The 13,017-nt window shown below is 66.5% G+C and carries 14 protein-coding genes; 7 read left to right on the forward strand and 7 right to left on the reverse strand.

Annotated features, from left to right (window positions below; translation table 11 throughout):
• Nucleotides 1-22: 22 nt before the first annotated feature.
• The gene (locus tag ASC98_RS11545) at nucleotides 23-505 is read left to right on the forward strand and encodes an Lrp/AsnC ligand binding domain-containing protein (RefSeq protein ID WP_056804268.1); all 483 of its coding nucleotides are present in this window, start codon (nucleotides 23-25) and stop codon (nucleotides 503-505) included.
• On the opposite strand, the gene ASC98_RS11550 is transcribed toward ASC98_RS11545, so the two are convergent.
• Entirely contained in the window at nucleotides 494-1,195 is a 702-nt protein-coding gene (locus ASC98_RS11550) for a YggS family pyridoxal phosphate-dependent enzyme (RefSeq protein ID WP_056804272.1), read from the reverse strand. The two genes, ASC98_RS11545 and ASC98_RS11550, sit on opposite strands and share 12 nt — an antisense overlap.
• Nucleotides 1,196-1,297: 102 nt before the next feature.
• Here ASC98_RS11550 and ASC98_RS11555 point away from each other — a divergent pair, with 102 nt between their 5' ends.
• From ASC98_RS11555 to ASC98_RS11570, 4 genes are read left to right on the forward strand one after another with little or no spacing between them, the layout of a single operon-like run.
• Complete coding sequence (locus ASC98_RS11555; RefSeq protein WP_056804275.1) at nucleotides 1,298-2,341, forward strand: type IV pilus twitching motility protein PilT; 1,044 nt, start codon at nucleotides 1,298-1,300, stop codon at nucleotides 2,339-2,341.
• A 50-nt stretch (nucleotides 2,342-2,391) separates the two neighbouring features.
• Nucleotides 2,392-3,045, forward strand: a complete 654-nt coding sequence (locus tag ASC98_RS11560; RefSeq protein WP_082541831.1) for a cyclic nucleotide-binding domain-containing protein — start codon at nucleotides 2,392-2,394, stop codon at nucleotides 3,043-3,045.
• An 18-nt stretch (nucleotides 3,046-3,063) separates the two neighbouring features.
• The gene (locus tag ASC98_RS11565) at nucleotides 3,064-4,200 is read left to right on the forward strand and encodes a PilT/PilU family type 4a pilus ATPase (RefSeq protein ID WP_056819964.1); all 1,137 of its coding nucleotides are present in this window, start codon (nucleotides 3,064-3,066) and stop codon (nucleotides 4,198-4,200) included.
• A gap of 13 nt (nucleotides 4,201-4,213) precedes the next feature.
• A complete protein-coding gene (locus ASC98_RS11570) occupies nucleotides 4,214-5,107 on the forward strand; it encodes an NAD(P)-dependent oxidoreductase (protein WP_056804280.1) in 894 nt (297 codons plus the stop codon).
• A 32-nt stretch (nucleotides 5,108-5,139) separates the two neighbouring features.
• Here ASC98_RS11570 and ASC98_RS11575 read toward each other — a convergent pair whose 3' ends face one another.
• The 3 genes from ASC98_RS11575 to ASC98_RS11585 form a co-directional block, all read right to left on the reverse strand.
• Nucleotides 5,140-5,805, reverse strand: a complete 666-nt coding sequence (locus ASC98_RS11575) for a BON domain-containing protein (RefSeq protein WP_056819966.1) — start codon at nucleotides 5,803-5,805, stop codon at nucleotides 5,140-5,142.
• Nucleotides 5,802-6,398 carry a phosphoheptose isomerase gene (locus tag ASC98_RS11580; protein ID WP_056804286.1) on the reverse strand — a complete coding sequence of 199 codons (597 nt, stop codon included), beginning with the start codon at nucleotides 6,396-6,398 and terminating at the stop codon, nucleotides 5,802-5,804. Before ASC98_RS11580 ends, ASC98_RS11575 begins: the two co-directional genes overlap by 4 nt.
• A gap of 71 nt (nucleotides 6,399-6,469) precedes the next feature.
• On the reverse strand, nucleotides 6,470-6,841 hold the full coding sequence (locus ASC98_RS11585; protein WP_056804289.1) for a YraN family protein: 372 nt from the start codon (nucleotides 6,839-6,841) through the stop codon (nucleotides 6,470-6,472).
• A 1-nt stretch (nucleotide 6,842) separates the two neighbouring features.
• On the opposite strand from ASC98_RS11585, the gene rsmI reads away from it, so the two are divergent.
• Entirely contained in the window at nucleotides 6,843-7,763 is a 921-nt protein-coding gene (rsmI, locus tag ASC98_RS11590; RefSeq protein ID WP_056804291.1) for a 16S rRNA (cytidine(1402)-2'-O)-methyltransferase, read from the forward strand.
• Nucleotides 7,764-7,821: 58 nt separating this feature from the next.
• Here the strand turns inward: rsmI and ASC98_RS30310 are convergent, their stop codons facing one another.
• On the reverse strand, nucleotides 7,822-8,580 hold the full coding sequence (locus tag ASC98_RS30310) for a hypothetical protein (protein WP_157597870.1): 759 nt from the start codon (nucleotides 8,578-8,580) through the stop codon (nucleotides 7,822-7,824).
• A gap of 209 nt (nucleotides 8,581-8,789) precedes the next feature.
• Between ASC98_RS30310 and tldD the strand changes: the two genes are divergently transcribed.
• Complete coding sequence (gene tldD / locus ASC98_RS11595) at nucleotides 8,790-10,265, forward strand: metalloprotease TldD (protein WP_056804294.1); 1,476 nt, start codon at nucleotides 8,790-8,792, stop codon at nucleotides 10,263-10,265.
• A 17-nt stretch (nucleotides 10,266-10,282) separates the two neighbouring features.
• Here the strand turns inward: tldD and ASC98_RS11600 are convergent, their stop codons facing one another.
• Together ASC98_RS11600 and ASC98_RS11605 are read right to left on the reverse strand one after the other, a co-directional pair.
• A complete protein-coding gene (locus tag ASC98_RS11600; RefSeq protein WP_157597871.1) occupies nucleotides 10,283-11,989 on the reverse strand; it encodes a hypothetical protein in 1,707 nt (568 codons plus the stop codon).
• A 98-nt stretch (nucleotides 11,990-12,087) separates the two neighbouring features.
• Nucleotides 12,088-12,882 carry a fumarylacetoacetate hydrolase family protein gene (locus ASC98_RS11605; RefSeq protein WP_056804300.1) on the reverse strand — a complete coding sequence of 265 codons (795 nt, stop codon included), beginning with the start codon at nucleotides 12,880-12,882 and terminating at the stop codon, nucleotides 12,088-12,090.
• Between the last annotated feature and the right edge of the window lie 135 nt (nucleotides 12,883-13,017).

The raw sequence follows: 13,017 nt of genomic DNA on the forward strand, positions 1-13,017 counted from the left end.
CCAGTCTCCGAATTCATTCACCATGAAAACCAATCACAGCTTGCCTGCCACGCTGGACAAGATCGACGCCCGCATCCTGGGCGCGCTGCAGCAGGACGGGCGCATCTCGAACCTGAAGCTGGCCGAGACGGTGCACTTGTCGCCGACCGCCGTGTTGGAGCGGGTGAAGCGGCTGACGCGCGACGGCTTCATCCTCGGCTACGAGGCCCGATTGAACCCCGACAAGCTCGGCGCGGGAATGATGGTCTTCATCGAGGTGGTGCTCGACCGCACGACGCCGGACGTGATGAAGGCCTTCAAGGCGGCCGTGCAGGTGCGGCCCGAGATCCTCGAATGCCACCTGGTGGCCGGTGGCTTCGACTACCTGATCAAGACGCGCGTGGCCGACATGGGCTCGTACCGCGAACTGATCGGCTCGGTGATCTGGAGCCTGCCGGGGGTGCGGGAGACGCACACGTATGCGGTGATGGAAGAGGTGAAGAACACCACGGCGCTACCGATCTGACGGCGCCCGGCTGCCGAAGATCGCGCTGCCGACGCGCACCATCGTCGCGCCCTCGGCGACCGCGGCATCGAGGTCGGCCGACATGCCCATCGACAGCGTGTCGAGTGCGAGGCCGTCGGCGTTCAGATGCTCCATCAACAGGCGCAGCGCCCGGTGCGGCGCCCTTTGCGCGTCGAAGTCGCCGGCCGGCTCGGGGATCGCCATCAAGCCTCGCAGCCGCACCCGCGGCAGGCCGGCCACCTCGCGCGCGACGGCGGCCACCTCGTCCGGCGCGAGCCCGCTCTTGCTGGCCTCGCCGCTGATGTTGACCTGCAGGCACAGCTGCAGCGCTGCCAGATGCGGCGGCCGCTGCTCGCTCAGCCGCTGCGCGATCTTCAGCCGGTCGACCGAATGCACCCAGTCGAACTGCTCGGCGACGACGCGCGTCTTGTTGCTCTGCAGCGGCCCGATCAGGTGCCACTCCGCCTGCGAACGCAGCTCGGCCAGCGCGGCGATCTTGTCGACGCCCTCCTGCACGTAGTTCTCGCCGAAGCGGCGCTCGCCCGCTGCGAACGCCTCGCGCACCGCGTCCGGCCCGAAAGTTTTGGTAACAACCAGCAGCGTGACGCTTTGCACGGGGCGTTGCGAGAGCACACATGCCCGAGAGATGCGTTGGTGCACTTGTTGTATGTTCGAAGCAATCATCGCCATAATTCCCCGAGCCTATCCCAAGCTACCAGGGACACCCGGGAACAGGCGGCGCCGCGAGCCCCGCCGACGAGGTGGCCGCTCACAACCCCTTACAAGCACCCCATGGACATCACCCAACTGCTCGCGTTCTCGGTCAAGAACAAGGCCTCCGACCTTCACTTGTCGGCAGGGCTGCCGCCGATGATCCGCGTGCACGGCGATGTGCGCCGCATCAATGTCGATCCGCTCGAGCACAAGCAGGTGCACGAGATGGTCTACGACATCATGAACGACTCGCAGCGCAAGAACTACGAAGAGACGCTGGAGTGCGACTTCTCGTTCGAGATCCAGGGCCTGGCCCGCTTCCGGGTCAACGCCTTCAACCAGAACCGCGGCGCCGGCGCGGTGTTCCGGACCATTCCGTCGAAGATCCTGACGCTGGAGCAACTGAACACGCCGAAGGTGTTCGCCGAGCTCGCGCTGAAGCCGCGCGGCCTGGTGCTCGTCACCGGCCCGACCGGCTCGGGCAAGTCGACCACGCTGGCCGCGATGGTCAACCACCTGAACGAAAACGAGTACGGCCACGTGCTGACGGTCGAGGACCCGATCGAGTTCGTGCACGAATCGAAGAAGTGCCTGGTCAACCAGCGCGAGGTCGGGCCGCACACGCTGAGCTTCGCGAACGCGCTGCGCTCGGCGCTGCGCGAAGACCCGGACTGCATCCTGGTCGGCGAAATGCGCGACCTCGAAACCATCCGCCTGGCACTGACCGCCGCTGAAACCGGCCACCTGGTGTTCGGCACGCTGCACACCAGCTCGGCCGCGAAGACCATCGACCGCGTGGTCGACGTGTTCCCCGCGGCCGAAAAGGAAATGGTGCGCTCGATGCTGTCCGAATCGCTGATCGGCGTGATCTCGCAGACGCTGTGCAAGCTGAAGGACGGCAGCGGCCGCGCCGCGGCGCACGAGATCATGCTGGGCACCGCGGCCATCCGGAACCTGATCCGCGAGAACAAGATCGCGCAGATGTATTCGTCGATCCAGACCGGCAACACGGTGGGCATGCAGACGCTCGACCAGAACCTGTCCGACCTGGTCCGCCGCAACATCATCTCGCCGGCCGAAGCGCGCTCGAAGGCGAAGTTCCCCGAAAACTTCCCCGGCTGATCGGCCCCACGTCCCCATCCCGCTTCGCTCCGTCCGCCCCAAGGTGCCGCGTGAAACGACTCTTTGATCGCCTGAAGCGTGGCGGCGACGACGCGCGTGCGGTCTCGAAGGAGGACGCGGGCCTCGGCGAATCCGGCTTCTTCTCGACGCAGTTCGCCGACCGCGCCGAAGACACCCAGGCGCTGGCCACCTGGGCCGCACGGGCCGCGGCTGTCGGCGCCACCCCGATCGCGCGCCAGCAGGCCGAGCCGCTGTTCGCCAGGCTGTGGGGGGCCGACCGCTATGTCGCCGCGCTCAGCCCGGACGAGCTGCAGCGCATGAGCCAGTACCTGCAGTTCGTGCAGGTGCCGGCCAACAAGGAAGTGATCGGCCAGGACGAGCAGGGCGACTACATGCTGATCGTGCTCGACGGCACGCTGGCGGTCGACCGCATCCAGCCCTGGGGCGGACGGGCCCGGCTGGCCGAGGCGCGGGCCGGCGACATGCTGGGCGAGATGTCGCTGCTCGACGCGGGCGCCCGCTTCTCCGCCTGCACCACGTTGACGCCGTGTACCCTCGCGGTGGTGGATGCGCAGCGATTGGATGAGATGATCATGTTCGAGCCGCGACTCGGCCTGGCCCTGCTGGCCTCGCTGTCGCGGCGTTTGTCATTGCGTTTGCGGCAGGTCAGCGCCCGGCTGAGTGCCTTGTTGTCCAGCACCTGACGGGCCAGAGGAAGCATCATGGAAAGAGACCAGGCATCGAAATTCGTCAACGACCTGCTGCGCCTGATGGTGTCGCGCAATGGGTCCGACTTGTTCCTCACCGCGGATTTCCCGCCGGCCATCAAGGTCGACGGCAAGGTCACCAAGGTGTCGCCGCAGCCGCTGACCGGCCAGCACACGCTGGCGCTGACGCGCTCGGTGATGAACGACAAGCAGGCCGCCGAGTTCGAGCGCACGAAGGAATGCAACTTCGCGATCTCGCCGCAGGGCATCGGCCGCTTCCGGGTCAATGCCTTCATGCAGCAGGGCCACGTCGGGCTGGTGCTGCGGACGATTCCGCAGACGCTGCCGACCATCGACAGCCTGAACCTGCCGCAGGTGCTGAAAGACGTCACGATGACCAAGCGCGGTCTCGTGATCTTCGTTGGCGCCACCGGCTCGGGCAAGAGCACCTCGCTGGCGGCGATGGTCGACTTCCGCAACGAGAACTCGTACGGCCACATCATCACGATCGAGGACCCGGTCGAGTTCGTGCACCCGCACAAGAACTGCATCGTCACGCAGCGCGAGGTCGGCCTGGACACCGAAGGCTGGGGCCAGGCGCTGAAGAACACGCTGCGCCAGGCGCCCGACGTGATCCTGATGGGCGAAATCCGCGACCGCGAGACCATGGAGCACGCGGTGGCCTTCGCCGAGACCGGCCACCTGTGCATGGCCACGCTGCACGCCAACAGCGCCAACCAGGCGCTCGACCGGATCATCAACTTCTTCCCCGAAGAGCGCCGCGCGCAGCTGCTGATGGACTTGTCGCTGAACCTGAAGTCGCTGGTGTCGCAGCGGCTGCTGCCGCGCCAGGAAGGCCGCGGGCGGATCGCCGCGGTCGAGATCATGCTGAACACGCCGCTGATCTCCGAGCTGATCTTCAAGGGCGAGGTCTCCGAGATCAAGGAGATCATGAAGAAGTCGCGCGAGCTGGGCATGCAGACCTTCGACCAGAGCCTGTTCGACCTCTACGAGAACCACCTGGTGACGTATGAAGACGCGCTGCGCAATGCCGATTCGGTGAACGACCTGCGGCTGCAGATCAAGCTGAACAGCAACCGCGCGCGCAGCAGCGACCTGTCGGCCGGCACCGAACACCTGACCATCGTCTGAGGACGCGCCCGCGATGAGCACGAAGAGCTACGAGCCGATCGCCGCACACACCGTGGCTTTCCTGGGCCTGGGCGTGATGGGCCACCCGATGGCCGGGCACCTGGCTCGCGCGGGGCACAAGGTCACCGTCTACAACCGCACTGCAGCCAAGGCGGATCAGTGGGTGAAGGACTACGGCGGCGCGAGCGCCCCGACGCCGAAGGCCGCGGTGGCCGGCGCCGACCTGGTGTTCGCCTGCGTCGGCAACGACGACGACCTGCGCGCGGTGACCACCGGGCCCGACGGCGCCTTCGCCGGCATGAAGCCCGGCGCGATCTTCGTCGACCACACGACCGCATCGGCCGAGGTCGCGCGCGAGCTCGATGCCGCGGCGCGTGCGCTCGGCCTGCGCTTCATCGATGCGCCGGTGTCCGGTGGCAACCTGGGTGCGATCAACGGCGCGCTGACGGTGATGTGCGGTGGCGACGCCGCCGCGTTCGCGAAGGCCCAGCCGGTCGCGATGGCCTTCGCGAAGGCGGTCACGCTGCTCGGCGAGAGCGGCGCCGGCCAGCTGGCGAAGATGGTGAACCAGATCTGCATCGCCGGGCTCGTGCAGGGCCTGGCCGAAGCGATCGCCTTCGGCCAGAAGGCCGGGCTCGACATGAAGGCCGTGCTCGGCGTGATCGGCAAGGGTGCCGCGCAGAGCTGGCAGATGGACAACCGCGGGCCGACGATGATCGACGGCAAGTTCGATTTCGGCTTCGCGGTCGACTGGATGCGCAAGGACCTGGGCCTGGTGCTCGACGAGGCCAAGCGCAACGGCGCGCGGCTGCCGGTCACCGCGCTGGTCGACCAGTTCTATGCCGACGTGCAGGCCACGGGCGGCCAGCGCTGGGACACGTCGAGCCTGATCACCCGGCTGAAGTAGCCCGCCGGGCCAGCCCGCTCAGGGCTGGGTGATCAGGGCTTGTTGGACGAGGTCGCCGGCTTCGGCGGCTCGGCCGGACGCAGCCGCGCGAGTTCGTCTTCGCTGACGACCTCGAACACCCGCACCACCTTCTGCACGCCGCTGATGCTGCGCGCCAGGTCGGTCGCGCGGTCGGCTTCGCGCTGGGTGACGATGCCCATCAGGTAGACGGTGCCGCGCTCGGTCACCACCTTGAAGGCGTTGGCCATCACGTCGCGCGCATCGATCAGCGTCGCCTTGACCTTGCTGGTCAGCAGCGCGTCGCTCGCGCCGCTGCGGCTGAAGGTGTTGTTGCCGGCCAGCGTGATCTCGTTGACGACGGTGCGCACGTTCTCGAGCTGCGTCACCGCCTGCTCGGCCGCGGCCTTCTCGGTGTCGGTCTGCACCTCGCCGGTCAGCAGCACCGTGCGGTTGTAGCTGGTGACGCTGACGCGCGACTTCTGTTGATCGGTGACCTCGGCGACGCGCTTGCCGCCCTTCAGTTCGATGGACTGGTCTTCGAGTTGCGCGCCGGAGGTGCGGCGGTCGGTGGCGACGAGCGTGCCGCCCACCATCGCGCCGCCGATGAAGAGCGCGGCGCAGCCGGACAGGCCGGACGCGGCCACGACGGCGGCCACGACGATCGAGAGGGACGAGAGACGTTTCGAGAGACGCTTCATGTGTTTTCCTGTTCGCCCAGCAATTGCAGATCGACCGCGTCGCACAGGCAGTGCAGCGCGAGGATGTGGACTTCCTGGATGCGTGCGGTGCGTTCGTGCGGCACGCAGATGTGGACGTCGGTTTCGGTGAGTTCGGCCACCATCTTGCCGCCGCCGCGGCCGGTGAGGGCCACCACGGTCATCTCCTTCGCGTGGGCCGCCTCGACGGCGGCCAGCACGTTGGCGGAGTTGCCGCTGGTAGTGATCGCGATCAGCACGTCGCCGGGGGCGCCGAGCGCCTGCACCTGCTTCGAGAAGATCGCGTTGAAATCGTAGTCGTTGCCGATCGCGGTGAGGATCGACGTGTCGGTGGTCAGCGCGATCGCCGCGAGCCCCGGGCGTTCGCGTTCGAAGCGGCCGACGAACTCGGCGGCGAAGTGCTGGGCGTCGCTGGCGGACCCGCCGTTGCCGCACGCGAGCACCTTGCCGCCGGCCGTGATGCTGCCGACGACGGCGCTGACGGCATCGGCGATCGGACGGGAGAGGATTTCAGCGGCCGCGTACTTCAGGTCGGCGCTGTCGAAGAACTGTTGCTGGATTCGTTGTTCGAGCATGGGCATGGATGATATGACACGGGTGCACCAGCTTGGTTCCGAGGGGTGTGACCGCCCGCTCAATCCGTTCTTCACCCCGCATCGAAGGCCGCGCGCAGCCAGTCGAGCCGCTCGCCGTCGATCGCAACGACGTCGAAGCGGCAGGGTGGCAGTGTCGGGTATGCGCGCAGGAAATGATGCGCCGCGAAGATGACACGACGCTGCTTGACCGCGCCGACGCTCGCCGCCGCGCCGCCATGGCCGAGCCGGGCGCGGGCGCGCACCTCGACGAACACCAGCGTGCCGTCGCGATCGCGCAGGATCAGGTCGACTTCACCGCCCCGCGCGCGCGGACCGGCCGCGACCCGATAATTGCGGCGCACCAGCACGAGGCCGTGGCGCAGCAGGTGCGCGAGCGCACGCGCTTCGCCGTCGTCTCCCACCTCCTTCGTCGTCTGGACCATCGTGACCCTGGATTCAACGTTGTTGCTGAAGGCTGCCGAGGCCGCGGCCGGGGCTCAGCAGTATCCCGCCGGCGCGCTGTATGTCGTCGCGACGCCGATCGGCAACCTGGCCGACATCACGTTGCGCGCGGTTCATGTGCTGTCGCTGGTCGACGCGGTGGCCTGCGAGGACACCCGGCACAGCGCGCAGCTGATGCGCCACCTCGGGCTCGACAAGCCGCTGCTGGCGGTGCACGAGCACAACGAGCGCGAAGCGGCGCAGGCGGTGCTGGCGCGGCTGGCGCGCGGCGAGCGGGTCGCGTATGTGAGCGACGCGGGGACGCCGGCGGTCAGCGATCCGGGGGCGGTGCTGGTCGCGGCGGCGCAGGCAGCGGGGCATCGGTGCATTCCTCTTCCGGGCGCCAGCAGTGCGTTGGCAGCATTGAGCGTGGCGGGGGATGTCGTGGCCGGGGGGTTCGAGTTCGTCGGGTTCCTGCCGGCGAAGGGCGCCGAGCGGCAGCGCGCGCTGTCTGCGGTGGCAACGCGTGCGACGGCGCAGGTGCTGTTCGAGGCACCGCATCGAATCGAGGCGTTGGCCACCGCACTGGCCGGCGCGTGCGGTGCGAGACAACTGACCGTGTGCCGCGAGCTGACCAAGCAGTTCGAAAGCATCGCGACGATGCCGGCCGACCAATTGCCGGCGTGGTTGGCTGCGGATGCCAACCGGGTGCGTGGCGAGTTCGTGCTGGTGCTCCATGGCCAGGCGGTGAGCAGCGACGATGACGAGGCACGCGCCACCGCGACGCTGCAGACCTTGCTCGCGGAGTTGCCCCTCAAGCAGGCCGTGTCTCTGGCGGCCAGCCTGACGGGGCAACCCCGCAATGTGCTCTACGAGCATGCGCTGCGATTGAAACGCGAAGCTGAGGGCGTCGGGGAAGAATGAACGCTGGCGATTGCTTTGTCGCGGCTCATCGCCGGCATCCATTCGCCCTCAGCGTTCGCTATTGCTGACCGTGCCTGTCCTCACGCTCCAACGTTTGGACGATCGCGCTGATGTCCGTTTCGGAGGCGCTCGAATCCGTTCTCACTTTGCCTTGAGCAGTCGATTGGCGTGAAGAGCGCGAACCGTGAAGCAGGATTGCTGCCTCCTGATCTCTCTTCTGCTGAAGCAAGTTCAGATCTTTTTTCGCCGCAGCGAGTTGGCGTTGCAAACCCGCAATCTCGCCCTCCAGGCCCGCAATGCTCTCCCGCTTGTTGCTGAGCTTTTGGTCCAGCCCGCTCAAGTGCTTGGTCCTTGGAGTCTGCTCTCCCCGTGGGGACCGAGGCGTCGCAGGAATGCCCCGTCGCGGCGACGTCGGGGCGAGGTCCCTTTCCCTATGAAGATGCGGCGACGTGCCGGAGCCAGGTGATTGCGGAATACTCGAAGATTTGGTCTTCTTGTCCTTGGCGGGCACTTTCAGCGGCGGAATTCCGAGGTCCGCCAAAATCTGCTTCTGCCGCCCGATCTGATCGGACGACAGATCCTTGAGCTTCAATTTATTCTTTTTGTGCTCCCATTTTTTTTGCTGCTCTTCCGTCAACGCCACCGATGGAATGATCGGTTCCGCCATGACGCCCAGGACAGACGCGATGGTATTCCCGGAATTTTTGCGTTCCGAAGTGAGCTTCTTCGTCATACGCTTCCCTCGTTTTTCCTTTTCCGGCGACCAGCGCGGGCTCTCTTTGGTTCGTGGCGATCCCGGAATCTGAGTGTTGCTCAAGGAAACCTCCTGTCGTCTGTGGGTGAGGGTGTCGGCCGTACAGCGCGTTGACGTGGCTGGAACTCTCCCTGAGTAACAGCGCCAGGGGAACGGTTCCGCCTGTCCCTGTCCATGGGTTCCACCACCCACCCGGTCGCCCAAAGACCGTCCCGGCAACACCATCCATCGACACTCCTAGAATGCCCCACCACCCCACAGGAGCCGCCGCCATGATCTCGCGCGAACCCACCCTCGAACGACTGGCCGTCGCCCGCTCGCTGCTGCTCGAACCCTTCGGCCTGACCGACGCCACGCTCTCGCAGGCCCTGCAGGCCATCGCGACGCACCGCATCGACGACGCCGACCTGTACTTCCAGTACACCCGCAGCGAGGGCTGGAGCCTGGAAGAAGGCATCGTGAAGAGCGGCAGCTTCGGCATCGACCAGGGCGTCGGCGTGCGCGCGGTGGCCGGCGAGAAGACCGCGTTCGCCTACTCCGACGACATTTCCGAGGCCGCGCTGCTCGATGCCGCCGCCACCGTGCGCACCATCGCTGCGGCCGGCCAGAGCCGCAGCGTCAAGATCGCCGGCACGCCGAAGATCGCCGGCAGCCGCGTGCTCTATGCGCCGATGGACCCGATCGCCACGCTCGACAGCACGCAGAAGGTTGCGCTGCTGGAGCGCGTCGAGAAACTCGCCCGCGCGAAGGACCCGCGCATCAAGCAGGTGATGGCCGGCATCGCCGCCGAGTACGACGTGGTGCTGGTCGCCCGCGCCGACGGCACCTTGGCCGCCGACGTGCGTCCGCTGGTGCGGCTGTCGGTCACCGTGATCGCCGAGCAGACCATCGCCGGCGAGGTGCGCCGCGAGGTCGGCTCCGGCGGCGGCGGCGGCCGCTTCGGGCTCGGCTACTTCCAGGACAACATCATCGAGAGCTACGTCAACGATGCCGTCAAGGCGGCGCTGACCAACCTCGAATCGCGCCCGGCCAAGGCCGGCGAGATGAGCGTCGTGCTCGGCCCGGGCTGGCCCGGCGTGCTGCTGCACGAGGCCATCGGCCACGGGCTCGAAGGCGACTTCAACCGCAAGGGCTCCAGCGCGTTCAGCGGCCGCCTCGGCCAGCGCGTCGCGGCCAAGGGCGTCACCGTGCTCGACGACGGCACCATTCCCGACCGCCGCGGCTCGCTGAACGTCGACGACGAAGGCAACGCGACGCAGCGCAACGTGCTGATCGAGGACGGCATCCTGAAGGGCTACATCCAGGACTCGATGAACGCCCGACTGATGGGCGTCGCCACCACCGGCAACGGCCGCCGCGAGAGCTACGCCGCGGTGCCGATGCCGCGCATGACCAACACCTACATGCTCGGCGGCGACAAGACCAAGGAAGAGATCATCGCCGGCCTGAAGCGCGGGCTGTACGCCACCAACTTCGGTGGCGGCCAGGTCGACATCACCAGCGGCAAGTTCGTGTTCTCCGCCTCCGAGGCCTTCTGGGTCGAGAACGGCAAGATCCTGTACCCGGTGAAGGGCGCCACCATCATCGGCAACGGCCCCGACGCACTGACCCGCGTCAGCATGATCGGCAACGACATGAAGCTCGACACCGGCGTCGGCGTGTGCGGCAAGGAAGGGCAGAGCGTGCCGGTGGGGGTGGGGCAGCCCACGCTGCGCATCGACAAGTTGACGGTGGGCGGGACCGCCTGAAGCCCTGCCCCGGGGCGCTACAGGTTCGGTCTGCCGCCGATGGAGGCCTCACCGCCTGTACGCCTTTCTGACTCCTCACTCAGACGGGCCAACTCGGTTTTCCATTTCTTCATGGCCGCCTTTTCCTCTCGGGCATAGCCTCTGAATTGCTCGTACCTCTTGGTGTGCTCCGCAAGCTTGTCCCCTGCCTTACTTGGCTCGGCCGCCCTGGTACCACCCGTTCCACCAAGCGGCCGTGACCTGATTGACTTTTTGTCCTCGACCTGAGCTCTCTCCAGGCCAAACTCGGGTTCCGGCGTTGACAACAAATCCGCAAGTTGCACAAGCACGTCGTCCAGCGAACATGTCGCCAGCCCGAACGTCTGTTCTCCAAACGCCCGTTTCTCGGCCTCTTCCACAGACCCGTAGTCGATCAATTCCGCTTCGGCATCTTGTGCCTGACGGCTTGCTCGGCGGGCTTGCTCCGCTCGAAGCGCGGCGATTGTTTCCTGGCCTCTCGGAGCGCCACCCTTGTTGATTTTCTGAAGAGTGGCGGCCTGAGCTTCCATTTCAGCCGCGTGGCTTCTTGCCGCGTGCGCCTTGTCCAGGCACCCCCGGGCCGCCGCATCCAGATTCTGGCGACTGCTCTCGATACGCTCCAGCTTCGTCAGTGCGTCCGCGATCTGCTCATCAGTCGCATCGACCATGGAGCCCACGAGATTGGTTATTGCGTCATTGACATCCTTGCGAACCACGCCGAGTCTCGGCGTCGAAGGCTGGGTCGACGGCCTAGGGCTTTGGACGGAAGTTTGCCAGCCCGTTGATTTCAAGGGCTGCTTCTGAGCCCCCCATTCGCCGAACGTTGGCAGCGTGGCTCTCTTCTGCACAGGGGACAACGGCGATGCAGGCACGATGTGGGAGTCGTCCCTTTCCACAGGCTTTGCGAGCTTCACGGACGACAGATCGATCTGTCGCTGGTCCTTGATCTTCCCGCCATAGCGATGGCTCTTTGCGGATTGGGCAGTGCTGCGCGGGCTGGTGGCGTGATGAGACTTCCGGGTCGGGTCCACTTTCTTCTCCTGATCGATGGGTCGTTGCAAACTGCTTTGTCGAGGCGTCACTGCGACCACCAGACCCATCCCGACTGCCGATGATTCCTGGGATCGCATCGCGTGAGTACCATCGCCTGCGACGACGTTCCGTCTCAGTTTCTTCGCGAGGATCTCGCCCCTGGCTGCGCAAGCATGGATGCGACCCTCCAGCGCCTGAACATAGTCCTTTGCCGCAAGGAGTTCGTCCTGCAACCCGCGTGCAGTGTCAAGCTCTTCTCTGATCTCCCGCAGACAGAGCTGCAGCCGTTGCGGATCATCGAGTCTTGCAATGTCTGAATCGTCGTGCAAGACAAGGCCCTCCCGCATTGCGATGCCTTGTTGCTGCGCTTCTCTCAATTGAAGACGCAGCCTTTCGACGGCGGCATCGTCAATGCGCGTCATCGCGCCATCGATCTCGCGCAACAGCAACTCCACGTCACGGCGGTTCCGGGTCAACCGCTCATCGGAGCCGGGGTCGATCGTGGGCCGCCGTGGCAACTGCAGGCCCAGCGACACCAAGGTGGCTTCCGCCCTCTCCTGCGTCATCGCAGGCGTGGCCTTCGCATCAGGTTGCGTGCTTCTCGCATCGCGGGAGCGGGCGCTCTTCCGCGACGCATGCGACGAGCTGATCTTGCTCGAGGGCTGGCCGTTCATGGTCAGGTTCCTTTGCTGAGGGGTCGTTGCCACCAGGCGTCCACCCGCCTGCCCGCATTGGTAACGACACCGCCCGCCCGGTTCCCTCTCCTGCCCCGCTACACCACCCGCACGCTCAACACCGGCAAGCCCGCGATCTCCCCCTGCATCACATCCCCGGGCACCACCGGCCCGACGTTCTCCGGCGTGCCGCTGAAGACGATGTCGCCCGGCTTCAGCTCGAAAGCCTGCGACAGCTTGCTGATCTGCTCGGCCACGCTCCAGATCATCTGCTTCAGGTCGGCGTTCTGCTTCAGCTGGCCGTTCACCTTCAGCGTGATCGATCCCTGCGTGAAATGCCCGACCTGCGCGACGCGGTGGATCGGCCCGATCGGTGCCGAGCGGTCGAAGCTCTTGCCGATCTCCCACGGCTTCTTCTCGTCGCCCATCGCGCGCTGCAGGTCGCGGCGCGTCATGTCCAGCCCGATCGCATAGCCGTAGACGAGGTCCAGCGCCTGCTCCGGTGGCACGTTGCGCCCACCGCGGTGCAGCGCCGCGACCAGCTCGATCTCGTAGTGGTAGTTCTTCGTCAGCGGCGGGTACGGGTGCTCGCCGGTGCTGCCGGGCGCGACGAACTGCACCGCGTCGCTCGGCTTCTGGAAGAAGAACGGCGGCTCGCGGTTCGGGTCGGAGCCCATCTCGCGCGCATGCGCCGCGTAGTTGCGACCGATGCAGTAGATGCGCCGCACCGGGAACAACTCGGCGCTGCCGACCACCGGCAGCGTCGGTTGCGGCACGTCGAACGCGGTCTTCGCGCCGCCGGCCGCGGCACCGGCGCGGCTGTCAGTGGCGCAGCCCGCCACGGCGCCCAGCCCCATCGCCGCGCCGGTGGATATCAGGTGTCGTCGATCCATGCTTGTCTCCTCGTGGTTGGTGAACCTGTGATTGACCCGCGCCCGTGCGGTGCTGTCAATTTGCCGCCGACGGCAAACACCTGTGCGCAAAAGGAGCTTGACGGCCGGTCAGTGGCCCGTGCTACATTCGCGCCC

It is taken from the genome of Rhizobacter sp. Root1238 (assembly GCF_001425825.1).
Lineage (GTDB): Bacteria > Pseudomonadota > Gammaproteobacteria > Burkholderiales > Burkholderiaceae_C > Rhizobacter.